We start from the raw sequence: 19,576 nt of genomic DNA on the forward strand, positions 1-19,576 counted from the left end.
ATGGCTGAAGATTACGTTGCTTAATGCGTTGATCTTCGGCCATTTCTATTATTAAAGTTATTTTATTTTGTTAGAAAAATTAGTTTTTTTCCACCCTCTTTTAAATCTCTTTTATTTCACGAGTGGCCACCAAGTATAGCCAGCGGTGCGCAACCTTTTGCCGTTCAACGGCCTGCAGCGCGCCAGCATATAGATTCAGCTGACCGCTGTAGCGATCGACAATACGCTGCTCAAAACGTTCCTTGAGTGGGACCGTTGACAGATCCACGTGATCAGTCTTGTAGTCAAATAATTCCAGACCATCGCCGCTGATAAAGTAGCCATCGATAATTCCATGGACCAGCACTGGCGCATCCTCTTTTTCAGTCGCCAGATTCTTGAAAAGCTGAGCGGCATTGATCAGCATGGAAAAAGGCGCCTCACGATGCAGACTATCTACATGCGTTAGAATTCGCTGCCCAAGCTCGGTTTGATAAAAGGCCACGATACCTTCAACGTCAATGGCAGCTGCCAGCTCATCACTGCTTAACAGCTGATCCATTCTTAACTGAGCGATAGTTTGCTTGACCAGCTTTTCGTCAACCACGCCGCCGGTTAGATCCAGCTTTTGAAAGACCAGGTGCGTTGCTGTCCCAATCTCGGTTGCCGAAAGCTGATGCTGCTGAGTCGTCATGAACTCAGGCTGAGCAAAGTCATCACTGCGATACCAGCCACTGGTCTTGACCTGCTGCTGATCAAACGTCAAGCGTCCCATCTCGCGATCATCCGGATCCTGAGTGGCAAACAGCTGCTTGATGTCACTAACCGCTTGATAGGCCGTCGTCACGATTGCTTGCGGATGCGGATACTTCATTTCTACGACTTGACGATAGAGCTGCTGTTGTTTTGGCGTCAGCTCTGCAGTTGCCGTGGCGGTTTCTTCAGCCCGAGTCCCACGCTGAGTTGCCAAATGTTCCAGCTGCTGCTGTAATTGAGTCTGATTATAGCGCTGTGCTTTAAAATCACCGATACTGGTCTGCCACTTTGCCTCATCGCCATCTGATTCCATATCCAGATCAGTCAGATCAAAATCGGTTGCACGCATGATCCCCATTCCGATCCAGTCCAAAAATGAATGGGCATTGAGGCGGGCCTGCGCACCAATTACGGCTTGATCGCTCTGCAGGGCTTTTTGCCAGGTCTTGGCTGCCTGAGCGAGTCCTGAGCGCGTGTTGCCTTCTTTGTTTTCATTGACTGAACCGGTAATGATCAGCCGTTGCTGGGCCCTGGTCAAAGCAACGTACAAGACCCGCAGATCCTCGGCCCGGCTGCTGGCCTTCTGAGCTTCAATAATTAAGTTGCGCTGCGGTAGATCATAGAGAATCTGTGGCAATGCATCCGGATTCTGATCGGCAGCCCGTCCCAGATACTTGATACCCAGACCTGCATTGGCATCAATAATCGCCTTGCCGTTTTCATCCTTAAAGCCATGTGCCGTATCGATCAAAAAGACAACCGGAAATTCCAGACCTTTCGCACCATGAATCGTCATTACGTTGACCGTATCACTGGCCAGCTGGGCAGGTGCTTCGCCAAGGTCCTGATTGCGTTTTTGCATGCGTTCGATAAAGCGAATGAATTGATACAGCCCCTTGAAGCTGCTTTCCTCATAGCCATGTGCCCGTTCATACAGAGCGTGCAGATTGGCCGATCGCTGCTGTCCGCCCGGCATGCCGGCCACATAATCCAGATAGCCGGTTTCTTGATAAATCTGCCAGATCAATTCAACCAGCGAGCGCCGCTGGGCCGTTTCATGAAATTCATGCAACTGTTTTAAAAAATGCGCCGTTTTTTGATAAAGCGCGGTCAGGTCAATGCCATATGGATGATCATCAAGCAGCTTTAGATCATGATAGGTCGCTACAAAGCGCTTCAATGCCCCAAAATACTGGTCATGACGATCATTGATCCGCAAAAAGGCCATTTCCGGTTCCGTTAGATTTACGATTGGTGAGCGCAAAACGGCTACCAATGGAATGTCTTGATATGGGTTGTCGATGATCTTTAGCAATGAAACAATCGTCCGTACTTCAGTCGACTTAAAGTAGTTTTCAACGCCATGCACGGTCAAAGGAATATTTAATGAAGCAAATTCGTTGACCAGCGTGTTGTTGATTGACTTGGCCCGTTCCAAAAGCACGATATCGCCTGGCTTGATGTCACGATGACCATCGGGAGCGTCGGGATCAAAAATCTGCTCATGATTATCCAGCATCTGGCGAATCCGCATCCCTACCATCCGCAGCTCGCCTGACTGACGATCGGCTTCATGACTGGCTTGCTCGTCATTATCCTCGGCATTGGCATCATAGAGCATCACCTCAACTGGCTTAACCTGGTCTTCTGGATACCATTGCGCTGCAAATTTCAAATGGGCTGCCTCATCATAGTCCATCTCACCGACTTGATGATCCATCAGCTGACTGAACAGCAAATTGGTAAAGTCGGTTACGTTGGGCATGGAACGGAAATTTTCGGCCAGATTGATCAATTCGCCTGGCGAGTTCGGCTGCAGCTGATCCTCTTTGACAAACGTCTGATATTTATGCAGGAACATCGTTGGATCGGCTTGACGGAACCGGTAGATTGATTGCTTGACGTCACCGACCATGAATAGTCGATTGACACTGGGATCATGGAGCTGCTGCAAGATTTTTTCCTGCAGCGGATTGGTATCTTGATACTCATCAATCATGATTTCCTTAAAGTGCCGCTGCAGATTTTTTAAAGTCTGCTTCCCGGCCTTGGTGTCAACCGTCAAAATCTGATACGCATAATGCTCCAAATCGGAAAAGTCCAGCAGATGCCGCTGTAATTTAAGCTGCTGATAGTTTTGGCGATACTGCCAGACTACGTCAACCAGTTCGTCAACGATGCCTTTAGCTCCCGCTGACAGTTTGATCAATAGACTGGCATCCATAAAGTAATGATCGTGGAGGCTTTGAATACGGTCCTTCAGATCATTGCGGGCATCTTTGATCGATTCGTAGGCGGCCATAGCTTCAAGCTCGTCTTTTTTAGGCCGTCCCTTAATCGTTGGAAACTGTTTTTTATTGAGCTTAGCGCTGATTGCATCCCAAGTATCCGATTCGATCAGCTGCAATAGCTCAGCTGCGGTTTGCGTATCTGCTGTCAGCATTGATGCAGTCGTATCGAGACCGGCTGATTGGGCTTGATGCGTTAAAGTAAGAAAGTCGGCATGAATCTGGGTTAATTCGCGTTTCAAGACGGGCAGCAGCTGTTTTTGATAAAAACTCGATTTGGTCAGCTCACCATCTGCCAACTCATACATTTTAGGCAGCTGCTTGAGCCAGGCATGCGGATCCGCTTGAGCATTGGCAACCCGATCCAGTTCCATAACGATATCGCTTAAAGCATCATCACTGCGGTCGTTGACAAAATTCAGCACCAGCTTTTCAAATGGTCGCTGGCTAGGATCTTCAATCAGTGCATCTCTGGCATAAAGCTCTTCTCTTAAATCATCCCAGACTTGATCCTGCAAAAGAATCGTTTCGGTTTCATCCGTCAGCAGACGAAACTGCGGATCCAGATCGATCAGGTAGTAGTAGCGCTTGATCAGCTGCTGGCAAAAGGCATGAATCGTACTGATATGGGCAATCGCCAGCCGGTTGATCTGATCGCGCAGATGCCGATTATTAGCTTCTTTTTCCAACCGGCGTCGAATCCGATCTCGCATATTATCGGCCGCTTCGTTGGTAAAGGTAACCATCAGCAGTTGATCGATATTAAGATTGGCGTCTTCTTTCAACATTTTGATGACCCGGTCAACCAATACCGTGGTCTTGCCTGCCCCCGCCGATGCCGATACTAAAATGTCATGGGTTCTGGCATCAATCGCTCGCTTTTGCTGTGGCGTAAACTTGGTATCACTCATTTTTATCCCCCTGTGATTGATCTTGTTTCAGCTTTTCTGCCACATCGCGCTCAGTCAGTAAAATATCGCGATAGTGTTTTTGATCCAGCATTGGGTCAAAGCGATAGATATCTTGATAGTCGCTGTATTGCAGACCATCTTGTTTATCCAGTCGATAAGGGCTTAGTGACGTATCGCCATTAAAGATCTGTGCGGCTGCGTTGATGATGCGTTCTTGATTGCGCGCCAACAGTGCTGCCAGCTGTTTTTCATCAACCAGTGCCATCCCACTGCTGGCCTTGAGATTGCCGTTTTTGAACGCTCGCAGGCTGAGCAGCTGGGGCTTAAAGTCATCGATACCGCAATCCAGGTCGCTCAACAATTGTCGATCATTTAATAAAACGCCGCGATAGCGATGACTCTTCAATTCCTCACTGGCCAGACTGCCACTGAGGCTCTCCCATTTAAAGACTGGATTTTGCAAATGCAGATAAAGCGCACCGGCAATCTTAGCCGTCTGCTGATTAAGCTTAAGCTGATGACTGAGACTGTTTAAATAAGACAGCATTTGCAGAGCCAAGCCATCATAAGCCTCAACCAGATTGAACTGCTGATTGCCCGACTTATAGTCAACCACCATTAAGTAAGGCTCCTGATTCAACTCAACAGCATCGATTCGGTCAATGCGGCCGCGCAGATAAACCTTGTGTCCCTGGTCAAGTGGGTAAATCAATGGGGCAAAGCTGTGTTGTCCTTGATCATTGAGGTCCATCACGCCAAATTTCTGTTCCGTTACCACGTTTTGGGCGTGGGTCAGCTTAGCCTGGTTGCGCAGTACTTTTGTCATCGTTTCAACCAGCCGTTCCAACTGTCGTTTGCGAAAGGCCAGGCGCTGATAGTTTTGCGTCAATTGAATCAACTGTGGCTGTTGATCAAAGGCCCAGGCCATTGCTTGGTGCGTAAGATGCTGAAGCTGATCGTCATTTAATTCGCTTAACTGCAGGTTTTGCTGATTGAGCAGCCGCATAAAGCAGTCCAGACTGTCATGGAAAAACGTCCCGGATTTATCAGCCGAGATTTCCAGTTCTTCGCGCTTTTGAATGCGCAGACCATATTTAAGAAAATATTCGTAAGGGTTGCGGTAATAGTCCTGCAGCTGTGAGATTGATGCATAAAGCGTATTGTGCTGCAGCTTAGGGGCCGTTTGAGGCAGTGGCTGACCATTTTGCATTGCCTGGGTCTGAGCATCCAGTGCCTCCGGATCCCATTGTCCATACAGCCGTTCCGCCAATGCAGCCGGCAGCGGTGTCGTTTCATTGGCGTATTCGAGACTTTTGGCAGTCCAATCATAGCGCGTAAGATTTTGGGCCATTAGTTTGCTCAAAAAGCTCCAGGCCGCACCCAATGGCTGATGATCATCCAATGCCTGACGCAAGACCTGCATCAAATTGCCCAAAACGGCTGCTGGGGCACTGACATACGGCCAGGCCTCAAGTGCCGAATCTTGCGGCTGAGCCATAAACGGCAAATCGTCTTTGAGCTGTTTTTTATCAGCATCCCAACGATCAAAAGCCATTGCCAGATCAATCATATAAGGCGACAGACTAAGCGGCTTTTCATCATTACCAAGCTGTGGTGCCGAAATAATCAGACGCTCTTTTCCGCTCATAAAGCCCAGGTAGTTTAGGAATGGCTCACCACTCATTTTCTCAACTCCACTGGCTGGCAAAAACTGCTCATCGCTCAAGCAGGCATTCAACAATTCACGATCTGGATCGCTGAGCAGCCCCGTAGCCGATTTAGCTTCTGGCATAACATCACTGGTAGCTCCCATCATAAAGACAACCTTGCGCGTGTCCGTCTGCACGATCCCGGTTTCAGAGATTACGACCTGATCCAGCGTTGACGGTATCTGTGAGTACTGAGCGGTCTCAAAGCCGGCCATCAACAGATCCGCAAACTCATCAATCATAAATGGCTGCTGTTGGCCTAGAATCTGCACGTACTCATCCAAGATATTGCAAAAGACTTGCCAAACCTGCTGCGGTTCTTGGGCTCTTGTCAGATCGATCTGACTATCGGCAACCGACCATTCCTGAAGCCGCTCGACGACACCCGCACCAACCAAAAAGCTATATAGTGCCTTGGCTGCTTCAGTACCATTTTGAGCTTGATCAAGCTGATTGAAAAATTTCTGCAGCCCATTGACGTAATCCTTGATGACGTTCAGCGGTGCTGAAGCCAGCCGATCGCGTTTTTGCATGTCAGCATGATGCTTTAGCTCTTCTTCATCAACGTTGGGATCAAAATGCCATTTCTGCTTGCTCAGCCAGTCGTCACCAGTGCGGCCATACTGCAGACACCAGTTTTCCGTTTGGTAGATGGCGTTTTGAAAATACTTTTTGGTGACTGTCCGCCCCAGATCATCATGCATGTCTTTTGGTACCAATAGGCCGGTTTTTAATAGATGCATAACGTCGCTGGTAGCAAAGTGGCGCTGATAAACCTTAAACAAAGCTTCAATCAAATTGACCAAGGGATGGTTATTCATCAGACGTTCCAAGTCATTAAAAATCGGTACCTCATGGGCTTTAAAGACCGAATCCAGCATCGTGGCATAGCCATCCAGATGCCGCGTTAGAATCAGAAAGTCACGGTAGCGGTATTTCCCAGTGCTGACCAATTGGCGGATCTTGGCAGCAATCAAATTCAATTCAGCTACACGATTGGACGCAGTAAAAAACTGAATGCTCTTAGGATCCTTGAGTGGCTCAATGGGCAGTTCACTAAGCATCTGCGTCTGCGCGGCAAAGACTCGCTCCAAAACCTGCAGATCTTCATTGACTCGTGGCTGATCAGCCATCAGATCGTCTGCCAGTTTTACGCCTGGCGTCTGTTTGGCAAAGCGCACCAAGCGATAGTACTGACAGCCAGACTCATAAAACAGATTATGTTCGTCTGGCAGCTCATTATGATAGGGCCGATCCAAGATCAATGAAATCGTAGTAGCCTGGGCATTTTTAATCAGTGCCTGAACGATCTGCAGCTCACGGGCCGTAAACTGTGAGAAACGATCCAGATAAAAATAAGCATGCGACAGATCTTTTTGCTGCAAGTATTTTACCAGCAAGGCATCAATTTGACTGATGTCTTGATAGTCGCCCAAAGCCTTGACGAATTCGCCGTAGACCATAAAAATGACCTTCAATTTAGCCTGCCAGACGTCATCTAAAACCTGATGATTTGTCTGGGCCCAGGTTTTGGCGCGTTCCATGATGGCTGCATAGTCAGTTGGCGCAATTTTAGCCGTCTGCAATTCAGTCAGCTGTTGAGTCAGTTCCTTGATAAAGCCAGGCCGCTTGACCTCACCAGCAAACATCTGCATCTCATTTTGGTGCTGATTGACAATCTGGGCCGTCAGCATCGTTAAGCCGGTTGGTGAAAGCCGCGGTGCCTGAAATGCCGGTGTATCACGCAACAGATACCAAGCCAGCCGGCTAAATGACAATACCTGAACTTTCATCTGTGCATAGGGCTGATCGTCATCAAGCGCGGCCGTATCTTTTAGGCGATTCAGCACCTCAATCTCGGTTGCAAACTTAATATGGTTGGGAACCAGATAGAAAAACTCACCATTAGGATCGGTGGCCATCTGCTTTTTCATTTCAGCCAACAGACTGGCCCGGTGATCATAGGCGGCCGTTCCCAAAATAAATCTCAAGCTGCTCATTGCGCTTTCCTCCGTTTTGATTGATTGCTTCAATTTTATCATGGACCGCTGCCATAAAAGACCGTGGTCGATAATTCCAACCTTACTTCTAATTCATGAATTTTGTGAATTATTGATCAACAGTCACCGATGATCATAATCAGCATCAGACCAGCATTTATAACGAATTAAAAATAAAAATAATAAATTTTAGTTTGTTGGTTGTCTTTGTGAAGCAAAAGTGGTTTAATGTAATTGTTACTTAGTGAGCAATAACTAAGTTAAGGTTAGGACTTTCATCCCAATAAAGTCATCTTTTATCTCAAATTCAAATCTCTCTACTCCATACTTGGTGGTTTTTAATCGCCTCAATGATAACTTTTTGATGTGTCAGTTTAACTGATGTCCTAACCCGCTGAAATTAAAAAACCCGTTGGCCAATCCTTGGTCAACGGGTTTTTTAGTTCCTTTATAGAATCGGTGAGAACAAGCGTGAAAACGTCTGTTTAAAGCGCAGCCAAAGCGGTTGGGCTGCAAACATCTCAGGTGTCATAACCTTGCAGTCGCGAATATCATTGACAAAGATCTGTTCCAATTGATCCGTAATGCGGTGGTCATAAATAAAGGCATTGATTTCAAAGTTAAGCTTGAAGCTGCGGAAGTCAACGTTGGCCGAACCAACCGAAGCCATCTTGCCGTCAACAACCATGGTCTTGGCATGCAGAAAACCATTTTGATAAAAGTAGATCGTCGCTCCTTCGTTGGCCAGCTGGTGGGCATAATATTGCGTAGCCCGATAGACAAAGGGATGATCTGGCTTGCATGGTACCATGATGCGCACGTCAACGCCAGAATGAATGGCAATTCGCAACGCATCCAAGACACTATCGTCAGGAATCAGATACGGCGTTTGGATCCAGATATGATCCTGAGCAGCATTGATCAGCCGCAAATAGCCAAGCTTGATTTTTTCCAACGGTGATTCTGGACCATTTGAAACGATCTGCAAGGCTGTATTGCCCTGCTTGACTGTAATCGGTGGAAAGTAAGGCCGATAGTAAATGATCTTATCGTGCACGTGCCGCTGCGATGCGTTCCAATCACGAATAAATCGCTGCTGCAATGAATAAACGCCCCCACCAATCACACGCAGATGCGTATCACGCCAGTAGCCAAACTTTGGCAGTCGGCCCAAATACTGATCGCCGACGTTAAAGCCGCCCACGTAGCCGATCTGACCGTCAATAGTGACGATTTTTCGGTGATCGCGATAGTTCAGCCGAAAATCAAACAAGTTGCTGTGCGTCATCAAGAAGGGTTCAGCCAGGCCGCCATTTTGTCTTAAAGCATCATAAAAACTGCGCTTAACACCCATTGAGCCCCACGAGTCATATAAAACCCGGACCTCAACGCCTTCTGCCGCTTTCTGCTCCAACAGCGTACGCAGCTGATTGCCGATCTGGTCGTTATAGATCGTGTAAAACTCAATATGGATGCTTTTTTGGGCATTAGCTAGATCATCAAACATCCTTTGAAACAGTTCTTGCCCATCCGTATAGATATCAACCTGATTGTGCCGAGTCAAAAACGCATTGTCGATGCTTTGAAACAGCATGATCGTTCGTCGATACATGCGCATGGTCTGTTTTTTAGGCCGCGGCATATCCAAAAACTGCTTTTTCTGCTCTTCTAAGGCCGCGCTCAGTTCCAGTTCCGTTTGCGACTGAATCCGTTCCATCTTGTCCTGGGGCAGCTTGCGTCCTAAAAATGCATATAGGATAAAGCCCAGCACCGGGATCAGGGTCAAAACCAGCAGCCAGGCCCAGGTCGCGGCAATATCGCGCTTTTCACGAAATACCGTATAAAGCGCGGCAATTTCGTTGATTAAGATAATTCCCCAAATAATCAACTTGATAATCTGCCACGTCGTTAAAAGCATTGTTCTACCTTCCTTTCGCTTACTTTTTTTATTCTAACGCACCTTTTGATTCGAACCAACAACTTAATTGCGCTATAATTTTTCGAAATATGATTAAGTTTGGCAGTTAATGCTGAAAGATTAAAAAAGGAATGAAAACCATGTTTGAATCAATGCCATTGGGAATCGGCCAGTACCATCTGTTTCATGAACTGTTCAAGGCCAATCCACGACTGGCGATTATCGTTTTGGCGCTAATCGTCATCTTGGCAATCTACTTGAATCAACGCCATTAAAAAAGAGCTGGCTTTTTACCAGCTCTTTTTTGCTTATTCAGCTTTTGGTGCTTGATAGTCTTTGTTTTCGCTAATAACCAGTTTGCCATCCTGCATGGCGGCGCGCAGATGCTTAACGTCCAGGTGATCCAGATAGTAGTCGGTAACCTGGTCGCGAATCTGCTGTTCAACGACCCGCCGTAATGGACGAGCCCCCATTGCCTCATCATAGCCTTGGTCGATCAAGAAGTTCTTGGCTTCCTCGCTGACCGCAACGTCCATGCCCTTCTTAGCCAGAGTCTTGTTGACGTCTTTAAGCATCAGGTCAACGATTTGCTTGAGATCCTCTTTCGTCAGGTGGTGGAATTCAACAATGGCGTTAAACCGATTGAGAAATTCAGGACGGAAGTATGGCTCCAGCCGCTTGGTCAGGCTCTCTTCTTTATCGTCAGCGGCTTTGATCATGGCATCACTGGAGTAGCCGGCATTGGAGGTGGCAATAATAATCGTGTTTTTAAAGTCGACCGTATTGCCTTGACCATCCGTCAGTCGACCGTCATCCAATACTTGCAAGAGCAGCGTGATGACTTGAGGATCGGCTTTTTCGATTTCATCAAGCAGCACGATTGAGTAAGGGTGACGACGAACCTTTTCTGTCAGCGTATTGCTGTTGTCATCGTAGCCAACGTACCCAGCCGTAGTCCCAATCAGCTTGGAAACGGCCGTCCGATCAGAGTATTCGGACATGTCGAGTCGAATAATGTCGTCTTTGTTGCCGAACATATCCAAAGCCAATTGCTTAGCCAGTTCAGTCTTCCCGACCCCGGTTGGTCCAACGAACAGGAAGCTGCCGATTGGACGATTACCTTCGTCAAAGCCGGCCCGGTTCCGCCGAATTGCTCGTGCAACGGCGTCAACGGCCTCATCTTGACCAATAACCTTGCTCTTGAGACGACCAGCCAGGCCTTTGAGCCGTTCAATATCGCTGGCGCCCATCTTGGAAACCGGAATGCCAGTCAGCCGTTCAACTGAGTCAGCAACATCGCTTGGCGTTGCCGTAACTTTTTCAGAAGCCGAGTGATCTGCCAATTCCTTTTTCAGATCAGCAATCTTGTCCTTGCAATGCTGAGCCTTTTGATAGTCTTCTTTTTCAGCAGCTTCGTTTTGTTCTTTTTCAACGCGCTTGATCTCGGCCTCGATCTCCTTGGCATCCTTAACAGGGTGCTTAGCTGCCAGGTGAGCAGCCGTCATGTCAACCAGGTCAATAGCCTTGTCTGGCAGGCTGCGCTGTGGAATATATTGAACTGAGTAGTCGATGGCAGCCTTTAAGACATTATCCGGCAGCGTGACGTTGTGGTGCTTTTCATACAGCCCCCGAATCCCCTGCAGAATCTTAAACGTATCTTCCTTGCTTGGCGCATTGACGACAACTGGGTTGAACCGCCGTGACAGGGCGGCATCCTTCATGATGGTATTGCGGTACTCATCTTGTGTCGTAGCCCCGATAACCGTGATTTCACCACGTGACAGTGCTGGCTTCAAAATATCGGACATCCCTTTGGAGCCATTGCCATCACCAGAGCTGCCGGCCCCAATGATCTGGTGAATTTCATCGAAGAACAAGATGACGTTGCCAGCCTTCTTGACTTCATCGACCAGCTTTTGCATATTTTCTTCAAAGCTGCCTCGATATTGGGTACCAGCTTCCAAACTGGAAATATCAATGCTGATAATCTGTTTGTTTTTAATTGCGGCTGGGACATCGCCGTTGACGATGGCTTGGGCCAAACCTTCAACGACCGCCGTCTTACCAACCCCGGCATCACCAACCAAAACTGGATTGTTCTTGATTCGACGACTGAGGATTTCCGCGGTTTCTTGAATTTCTTTGTTACGACCAATGACTGGATCCAATTTACCAGCCTTGGCTTCTTCAGTTAAATTGCGCCCCAGCTTTGCCAGCATACCGCCCTTTTTAGGTGCCTTGGCAGCAGTCTGCTTGGCGCCAGTCTGTGGCAGCTTGCCGGTTTGACGATACTGAGCGTATTCTTCTGGGGTCACTTCACGTCCATTGATCAGGTAGCGGCGATTTTCGGTATTAAAACCGTTTAGGCCGCCCATCATCTGGTTAAAAATGTCATTCATGTCATCGAATGGATCTACTGGAATTTGTGCCATAAGCTATTCCCCCTATAATTTTATATTCAATTGTAGTTCGCTAAATCAGTGGTCAATAAAAGGCCCAATGCTATACACTCGACCTCCTACTGCTACACTATGCGATTATCGTTCCAAGTAATGCTCTTCCAGCTCCTTTAGCACTTCCCACATCTTGCGGTGCTGTGCCCGAGCCAAAGCATCCAAGTCGCGCAGATTAAGCGGCGTGGCACTGGTCTGCTCCTTGTTGAACGATTTGTGCAAGGTCGTGTAGCCGTAGCCGGATCGCTTGGACACTTGATAGATCGTCAAGTGATTCACGTCCAAATAATGCTTGATGTCGATTCGCACCATGCTCACTTCCTTTACGTTTTTTATTATATCACGTCTGTGGTATAACACAAGTGTAAAATACCACATTTGTAAAACATTTTTAGTTAATTTATGAGATTTTTCCTTCCTTTATATTACCAATGATGAAAGCGTTATCCTTTAATATGAACCACCGCTTTTACAAACAAATCCACGCTGATAATCTCTGTGAATAAAAAAATGGATAAAAAAATTTAACCATTTTCTCACTTTAGTCCTCATGTTCCCAAAATACCGCACCGCAAACGTTTATCGCAATTTTGACATCCTTTTTGTCCCTTGATTATCTTTTGCATAAAATATAAAAATATAAGGAATAGTTGACTTTTTATTCGTATTTCTGTATATTTAATAACAATTTATAAATCAATTATAAATTAAGAGCAATCAGAAACAGAAATATCGGAGGAAGAACTTATGAAACAAGAAAAGGAAAAAATCGTTTTAGCTTATTCTGGTGGTCTGGACACCTCAGTTGCCATTGCCTGGCTCAAGAACAAAGGCTATGACGTAATCGCATGCTGTATTGATGTAGGCGAAGGCAAGGACCTGGAAGCCATCAAGGCTAAAGGTACCCAGGTTGGTGCCTACGCATCCGTTGTGATCGATGCCAAAGAAGACTTTGCAGAAAACTTTGTCCTGCCTGCTCTGCAAAGCAATGCCATGTACGAACAAGAATATCCCCTGGTTTCTGCTCTTTCCCGACCTCTGATTGTTCAAAAGCTCGTTGCCGTTGCCAAAGAATATGGTGCCACTGCCATTGCCCATGGCTGCACTGGAAAGGGCAACGATCAGGTTCGTTTTGAAGCCGGCATTCATGCCCTGGCTCCTGACATGAAGATTGAAGATCCCATTCGTGACTGGCACTGGTCACGGGAAGAAGAAATTGATTATGCCAAGAAAAATGGCATTCCCGTTCCAATTACCATGGAAAGTCCTTACTCAATCGACGAAAACCTGTGGGGCCGTGCCAATGAATGTGGGATTCTTGAAGATCCATGGGCCAGCGCTCCTGAAGATGCCTACGATCGGACCAACCCAATTGAAGAAACGCCGGACACGCCAGAAATCATGGAAATTCAGTTCGAACACGGCAAGCCGGTTGCCCTTAACGGTGAAGCCATGCCGCTGGCCGAACTGATCATGAAGCTCGATAAGATTGCCGGTACCCACGGAATTGGCCGAATCGATCATGTTGAAAATCGGCTGGTCGGCATCAAGTCGCGTGAAATCTACGAATGTCCAGCCGCCACGGTCCTCTTGAAGGCGCACAAGGATCTGGAAGATTTGACTCTGGAACGTGAGGCAGCCCACTTTAAGCCAGTCGTTGAACTAAAGATGGCCAACCTGATCTACAATGGTCTGTGGTACTCGCCATTGATGAAGGCCATTCAAGCATTCATTAAGGAAACACAAAAAGACGTTAACGGAACGGTCCGGGTCAAGCTGTTTAAAGGCAACGTTGTCTGTGAAGGTCGGAAGTCGCCTAATTCCTTGTATGACAAGAACCTGGCTACCTACACCTCAGCCGATGAATTTGATCAGGAAGCTGCCGGCGGCTTCATCAAGCTCTGGGAACTGCCTGACAAGGTCTATGCTCAAGTTCAGGCCAATGCTGCCAAGAACCAATCTGAACCTAGAGTAAAGGAGGAAACCATCAGTGCCGATTAAGCGGATGTGGGGTGGTCGGTTTGAAGAATCCGGTTCCGATCTGGTAAATAAGTTTGGAGCCTCGATCAAATTCGACCAGGAAATGGCCCAAGAAGACATTCAAGGATCATTGGCCCATGTCAAGATGCTTAAGGCAACCAAGATCCTTGATGCAGTGGATGCCGATGCAATTATCAAGGGACTGGAAGCACTTGATGAAAAGCTGAAGCAGGGCCAGCTGTCCTTTAATATTGAAAATGAAGACATTCATATGAACATTGAGGCGCTCTTGACCGAAGAGATCGGTCCGGTTGCTGGCAAGCTGCATACTGGGCGAAGTCGAAACGACCAGGTTGCCACCGACTTGCATCTGTACGTCAAAGAACGACTACCGCAAGTCATCGGGGCCATCAAGCAGCTGCAGCAGGTCTTAGTAGATAAGGCTAGTGCCAACGTTGAGACCATCATGCCTGGCTATACGCATATGCAGCATGCCCAGCCAATTTCTTATGGTCACTATTTAATGGCTTATTTCCAGATGCTGCAGCGTGACGCTGAAAGATTTGAGTTCAACATGCAGCATACCGACGTCTCTCCGTTGGGCGCGGCGGCTTTGGCGGGAACGACCTTTCCGATCGACCGTCAATTGAGTGCGAAGTACCTCGGTTTCTCAGATATCTATCACAACTCATTGGACGCGGTATCAGATCGTGACTTTGTCTTGGAATTTCTCAGTAATGCCAGCATTTTGATGATGCACCTGTCGCGAATGTGTGAAGAGCTGATTTACTGGTGCAGCTACGAATTTGGCTATATCGAGCTTTCAGATGCCTATTCCACGGGCAGTTCAATCATGCCGCAAAAGAAAAATCCCGATACCGCTGAGCTGATTCGGGGTAAGACGGGTCGGATCTATGGCGATCTGATGGGACTTTTGACGACGATGAAGGGCCTGCCGCTAGCATACAATAAAGATATGCAAGAAGATAAGGAAGGCGTTTTTGATGCCGTCAAGACAATCATCCCCAGCCTAAAGATCATGGCTGGCATGGTTGAAACGCTCAAGGTTAACCAAGATAAAATGGAGCATGCCGTTCATAACGACTTTTCCAACGCTACCGAGCTGGCCGACTATCTGGCAAGCAAGGGGATGCCATTCAGACAAGCGCATGAGATCGTGGGCGAGTTGGTCTTAAAGGGATTAAAGACTGGCAAGAATCTCAGCGATATCAGTTTGGATGAATACCAAAAGATCAGTCCGCTGATTGATGAAGACGTCTATCACGTGCTGCAGCCAAAAGTTGCCGTTCAGCGTCGGAACTCAGCTGGCGGAACCGGTTTTGCCCAGGTTAAGGCTCAAATTGAGGCTGCCAAAAAGTTATTAGAAGATTAAAATTAAAATTCCAGTAAGGCTGGTTTATAACCTTACTGGAATTTTTTTGTGTTATTTGATTAAATCAATGCGACACTAGCTGCTTTTAAGGTCTTAATGCGACATCAATCGCATCTTTGTTGATTGATTTTAAATGCATAATACGATTCGATATAATTATGTAGTTAATTTTGGAAACGTTAGGAAGAATAAAATTGAAGCTTAAGAAGTTAACCATAAACTGGTTCAGCATGCTTTGGCTGACCGTCCTCTTGATTGTGACGGTCGCGGTCTGTACTACCGCTCGCCAAATGCTTTCCCATGCTGCTGGCCAGTCCTTTTTGTTTTTATGGATGATTAAAAATACCGCTGCTTTAAGCGTTGTGGTTTTGCCAATGATGCTGGGCGCAATTGAGTTAAGGATCTCTCATCGCCAAACCACCGCAATCTTACTTGGGACTGTTGGGCTAATCTTATTTGGCATTGCCAATCATTTGAGTCAGCCGGCCATTTTGGAAAGCGTGCCTTCCGCTGAACGCTACGTCGTTCAAAATATTTTTGTAACCTGGCTGGCATATCTGGCATTGATGCTTTTTGACCCTTGGCTTAAAAAATGGCTGCATCGCTTCAAACTACCATGGCGCCGCCGTTTTTTGATTATTTTGACGCTGACGCTCTGGCTGCTCAATCTTAATCACGCAGCCGGCGTTTTAGGTTTTGCTGGTGGCAACAGTTTTTTATGGTTTATCTATTTATTTGCCTTGGGTGACTGGCTGAATAACGACCTGCCTTTACAAAAATCGATCCGAATCGGTTGGCTGCTGGCTTTTAATCTATTGATTTTTTTGACGACGTGTCTGACGGCTTGGTTTAAGATCAATCAGCTGACATATAATCCGCATGATGGACTGGTCTTGACTACGCATTATCAAGTCGCCATCAACGCCTTTCAAAACAACTATTTATTAATGGCTATTCTGATCGTTTTAACACTGGTCAAGCTGCTAAATTCACGCTCAGCAAGCGGCTTTTACGGTATTTTAGGCGGCTTGATGCTGAATCTATTGGCTGTCCCCAAGCTGCTGGTGCCGTTTCTAAAGTATCAACCGGACTGGCATTTGATCGTCGCCATTTTGATTGTCTGGATAAGTACTTGGCTGCTGGCAATCTTGCTTAATCAATGGGCCACGCGCTTTGACTGGCGAATCAGGATCAATCTGACCACGATGCTAAATGGTTTGAAAATCGCCCTGTTCAGATACTGGCCACTGCTTTTAACCACCAGCATCATCTGGGGAATGACGATCTGGTCATTTGGCTATCTTTGGAACTGGCAGCTTAACATGGTGCAGTGGATCATCATGGATCACCATGCCATCGTCTGGGCCAACGTCTTGATTATGATGGCACTGGCTGGAATTTTAATGGCGCTTACCAATCGCTGGTGGATCAGCAGTACTCTGACAATCATCATCTATAGCGGCTGGCTGATTGCCTCGATTCTTAAGATTCAAGCCCGTGAAGAACCGATTCTGCCAACGGATTTGGCAACGATTACCGCTCCCAAAGAAATGCTGGGAATGGTCGATCCAACGATTCTGATTGCAGCTGGTGTTTTTGTCATCGTACTTTTAGGCTTTGCCATCGTTATCGAAATACGGCATGGTCAAAAGTGCCGCTTTAGGATTCAATGGCGTTATTTAATCGGTGCCCTTTCTCTTCTTTATCTAAGCGGCTTTGCCTTGATCAATCACACCAACTCGCCAACCTATCGCTGGGCCGAAAAAGTCGATGATACACCATATTTTTACGCTCAGCTGCGTGGTGCCAAGGTCAACGGCACACTGCTGCAGTTTGCCAATAACGTTGATGTTCGAGTAATGGATAAGCCTAAAGGATATTCCAAGGCCCGTATGGAAAAAATCGGTCAGATCTATCTGCAGCAAGCCAAAAAAATCAATCGACATCGAACCCATGCTACTGTCGGCAACCAGCGGCTCGTCTTTATTTTAAGCGAAAGCTTTGCCGATCCAAGACGCGTACCTAATCTAAAGGTCAGCGGTAATCCGGTGCCATATCTGGATCAGCTTAAATCGCATACGACCAGTGGCTTGATGCTCAGTACTGGCTATGGTGGTGGGACGGCCAATATGGAATATCAAGCACTAACCGGACTTTCTATCGTCAACTTCTCACCAACCATGCCAACGCCTTATTCACAGCTGGTACCATATCAAAAACATGCTGTTGCCATTAATCAGCTGTTCTCATACAGTGATGGGATTCATCCGTTTACAGCCAATCTTTACAGCCGTGTCAAGGTTTATCACAAGTTTGGCTTCAACAAATTCTATCATCTTGATGGTGGCAGTCGACTTTCCTATACTCACAAGATCGACAACAGTCCGCGTATTGATGACTGGTCAGCCTATCAGCAGGTCTTGTTGAACCTGAAAAACCATCATGGCAATCAATTTATTCAATTAGCTACCATGCAAAATCACATGCCATATGACAATTTTTATCATCACAATAACTACAAGGTCAGTGGAACGGCCTATCGCACCCCACAGGCTCAGCAGCAGATTGAGACCTACACGCAGGGCATCCACTATACTGACGAGGCACTCAAAAAATTCATCAGCCGTTTAGATCAAAGCAGCCAGCCGACCACCGTTGTCTGGTATGGCGATCATTTGCCTGGCATCTACAACGGTGTTTCAATGGCTGAACACGGTCTGGTAATGCATGAGACCGACTATTTCATTTACAGCAATCCGGCTGCTCAGCGAATCAACCGCGGTCATGTTGACAAAACCAAGATCGTCAGTCCCAATGAGTTTATTCCGATGGCCATGGCGCAGATGGATTTAAAGGTTTCGCCATACTACGCGCTTTTGACTCAGGTTCATGAAAAACTGCCGGCAATCACGCTTGATACCAGCGTTCACAGCCACAGCAATCGCCCACACAGTACTGCCGTCGAATATGTTGATCAAGATGGCCTAAAGACATCGCTTTCCTTAAAACAGATGCGGCTGTTCAACGACTATCGCATGGTTCAATACGATCTGACGGCTGGCCATCACTACCTGCTGCATGACTGGTTCATGCTCAAGGTCCCACACTAACTAAAAAAAGAGGCTGGGAATTAACTCAACCTCTTAACTATTTTATGGATAATAATGCCTCAGCGCAGTAGCTGGCTGGGTCAAAGACAAACTCCGAAAATCGGTCGCAAGCTGATTTTCGGAGTTTTTTCTCACTCTCTTTTAGTTAATCCGATCAGCCACGCCATTAACAATCGTCTGCAGCGTAATTTGTCTCATCTCAGCTTCAGCAGCTTTTTGTACCTGATCATAGACTTGTCCGAGGACTGGCTGAATGTTTTTGCCAACTGGACACTGCTGGTTGGTCTGTTCATCAACATGCAGTAAATGTTGGTTCTCCTCAACAGCAGCATAGATATCTAGTAGCGTTACCTCATTAGCTGATCGACTCAGCTGTGGTGCCGGAGCATCTGATTTTGGCTTAAGAATGCCAGCTTTGACCATTTTGGCAATCAGGCTGCGAATCAAGCTGGGATTGGCGTCCACGCTGGCAGCCAGATCCTGACTACTGATTTTTTGACCATGGTAAATCTCTAGATAAACCAAAATATGTACGGCATCACTTAATCGATGAGAATACTTCATAATATGCGCACCTCTATTTATGATAAGGCAGACCATTGATAATCGTAAATGCACGATAGATCTGTTCGGTCAAAACCAGCCGCATCAGCTGGTGAGGCAGCGTAAACCGACCAAATGAGATCTGTTCATCAGCTCGTTTTAAGACTGCCGGGCTCAGTCCCAGTGACCCGCCAATCACGAAGGTAATGTCGCTGTGACCATAAGTTGCCAGTTGATTAAGCGTCTTAGCAAATTCTTCTGAACTACGCTCCTTGCCATTGATTGCCAGGGCAAAAACATACTCACGGTCTTTGATCTTGCTTAGAATTCGCTCACCTTCTTTGGCCATGACCTCATCCATCTCAGCCTGACTTAATGACTCGGGTGCTTTTTCATCTGGTACCTCGACAATTTCAAACTTGCAGTATCTCCCCAAACGCTTGGCATATTCGGCAATTCCAGCCTTAAAGTATTTTTCCTTCAACTTGCCAACACCAATTATCTTAATGTTCATTTAAAACTCCTTTACTACGATC

The 19,576-nt window shown here is 46.8% G+C and carries 11 protein-coding genes; 4 read left to right on the forward strand and 7 right to left on the reverse strand.

The features are described 5' to 3' along the window. Positions 1-100: 100 nt before the first annotated feature. The 3 genes from addA to cls all read right to left on the reverse strand — a co-directional run bounded on the left by addA (position 101) and on the right by cls (position 9,561). The gene (gene addA, locus HF864_RS04245; protein WP_169461841.1) at positions 101-3,934 is read right to left on the reverse strand and encodes a helicase-exonuclease AddAB subunit AddA; all 3,834 of its coding nucleotides are present in this window, start codon (positions 3,932-3,934) and stop codon (positions 101-103) included. After that, on the reverse strand, positions 3,927-7,643 hold the full coding sequence (locus HF864_RS04250; RefSeq protein WP_169461842.1) for a PD-(D/E)XK nuclease family protein: 3,717 nt from the start codon (positions 7,641-7,643) through the stop codon (positions 3,927-3,929). Before HF864_RS04250 ends, addA begins: the two co-directional genes overlap by 8 nt. Before the next feature lie 448 nt (positions 7,644-8,091). Then, positions 8,092-9,561 carry a cardiolipin synthase gene (gene cls, locus HF864_RS04255; RefSeq protein WP_169461843.1) on the reverse strand — a complete coding sequence of 490 codons (1,470 nt, stop codon included), beginning with the start codon at positions 9,559-9,561 and terminating at the stop codon, positions 8,092-8,094. Positions 9,562-9,701: 140 nt separating this feature from the next. On the opposite strand from cls, the gene HF864_RS09525 reads away from it, so the two are divergent. Next, positions 9,702-9,836, forward strand: coding sequence for a hypothetical protein (locus HF864_RS09525; protein WP_272208764.1), 135 nt, complete (start codon positions 9,702-9,704; stop codon positions 9,834-9,836). A gap of 33 nt (positions 9,837-9,869) precedes the next feature. On the opposite strand, the gene HF864_RS04260 is transcribed toward HF864_RS09525, so the two are convergent. Together HF864_RS04260 and HF864_RS04265 are read right to left on the reverse strand one after the other, a co-directional pair. After that, complete coding sequence (locus tag HF864_RS04260; RefSeq protein ID WP_169461844.1) at positions 9,870-11,993, reverse strand: ATP-dependent Clp protease ATP-binding subunit; 2,124 nt, start codon at positions 11,991-11,993, stop codon at positions 9,870-9,872. A 105-nt stretch (positions 11,994-12,098) separates the two neighbouring features. Further along, positions 12,099-12,323 carry a hypothetical protein gene (locus HF864_RS04265; RefSeq protein WP_033934622.1) on the reverse strand — a complete coding sequence of 75 codons (225 nt, stop codon included), beginning with the start codon at positions 12,321-12,323 and terminating at the stop codon, positions 12,099-12,101. Between the two features lie 438 nt (positions 12,324-12,761). Between HF864_RS04265 and HF864_RS04270 the strand changes: the two genes are divergently transcribed. From HF864_RS04270 to HF864_RS04280, 3 genes are all read left to right on the forward strand, one after another. Further along, complete coding sequence (locus HF864_RS04270; RefSeq protein WP_169461845.1) at positions 12,762-14,015, forward strand: argininosuccinate synthase; 1,254 nt, start codon at positions 12,762-12,764, stop codon at positions 14,013-14,015. Beyond that, positions 14,005-15,387: an argininosuccinate lyase gene (gene argH, locus HF864_RS04275; protein ID WP_169461846.1), complete on the forward strand. Its 1,383-nt coding sequence runs from the start codon at positions 14,005-14,007 to the stop codon at positions 15,385-15,387. The genes HF864_RS04270 and argH overlap by 11 nt, the downstream gene beginning before the upstream one ends. Before the next feature lie 194 nt (positions 15,388-15,581). Then, positions 15,582-18,497 carry an alkaline phosphatase family protein gene (locus HF864_RS04280; protein WP_169461847.1) on the forward strand — a complete coding sequence of 972 codons (2,916 nt, stop codon included), beginning with the start codon at positions 15,582-15,584 and terminating at the stop codon, positions 18,495-18,497. A gap of 141 nt (positions 18,498-18,638) precedes the next feature. Here HF864_RS04280 and HF864_RS04285 read toward each other — a convergent pair whose 3' ends face one another. After that, on the reverse strand, positions 18,639-19,061 hold the full coding sequence (locus HF864_RS04285; protein ID WP_169461848.1) for an Rrf2 family transcriptional regulator: 423 nt from the start codon (positions 19,059-19,061) through the stop codon (positions 18,639-18,641). Positions 19,062-19,074: 13 nt separating this feature from the next. Next, positions 19,075-19,554 carry a 23S rRNA (pseudouridine(1915)-N(3))-methyltransferase RlmH gene (rlmH, locus tag HF864_RS04290; protein WP_169461849.1) on the reverse strand — a complete coding sequence of 160 codons (480 nt, stop codon included), beginning with the start codon at positions 19,552-19,554 and terminating at the stop codon, positions 19,075-19,077. Positions 19,555-19,576 lie beyond the last annotated feature (22 nt).

The sequence above is a fragment of the Lactobacillus sp. MRS-253-APC-2B genome (assembly GCF_012843675.1).
In the GTDB taxonomy this organism is placed as follows: domain Bacteria; phylum Bacillota; class Bacilli; order Lactobacillales; family Lactobacillaceae; genus Limosilactobacillus; species Limosilactobacillus pulli.

Coding starts and splice junctions, on each gene's coding strand:
- addA (WP_169461841.1), bottom strand. CDS start 3,934: ATGAGTGATACCAAGTTTACGCCACAGCAAAAGCGAGCGATTGATGCC.
- HF864_RS04250 (WP_169461842.1), bottom strand. CDS start 7,643: ATGAGCAGCTTGAGATTTATTTTGGGAACGGCCGCCTATGATCACCGG.
- cls (WP_169461843.1), bottom strand. CDS start 9,561: ATGCTTTTAACGACGTGGCAGATTATCAAGTTGATTATTTGGGGAATT.
- HF864_RS09525 (WP_272208764.1), top strand. CDS start 9,702: ATGTTTGAATCAATGCCATTGGGAATCGGCCAGTACCATCTGTTTCAT.
- HF864_RS04260 (WP_169461844.1), bottom strand. CDS start 11,993: ATGGCACAAATTCCAGTAGATCCATTCGATGACATGAATGACATTTTT.
- HF864_RS04270 (WP_169461845.1), top strand. CDS start 12,762: ATGAAACAAGAAAAGGAAAAAATCGTTTTAGCTTATTCTGGTGGTCTG.
- HF864_RS04285 (WP_169461848.1), bottom strand. CDS start 19,061: ATGAAGTATTCTCATCGATTAAGTGATGCCGTACATATTTTGGTTTAT.
- rlmH (WP_169461849.1), bottom strand. CDS start 19,554: ATGAACATTAAGATAATTGGTGTTGGCAAGTTGAAGGAAAAATACTTT.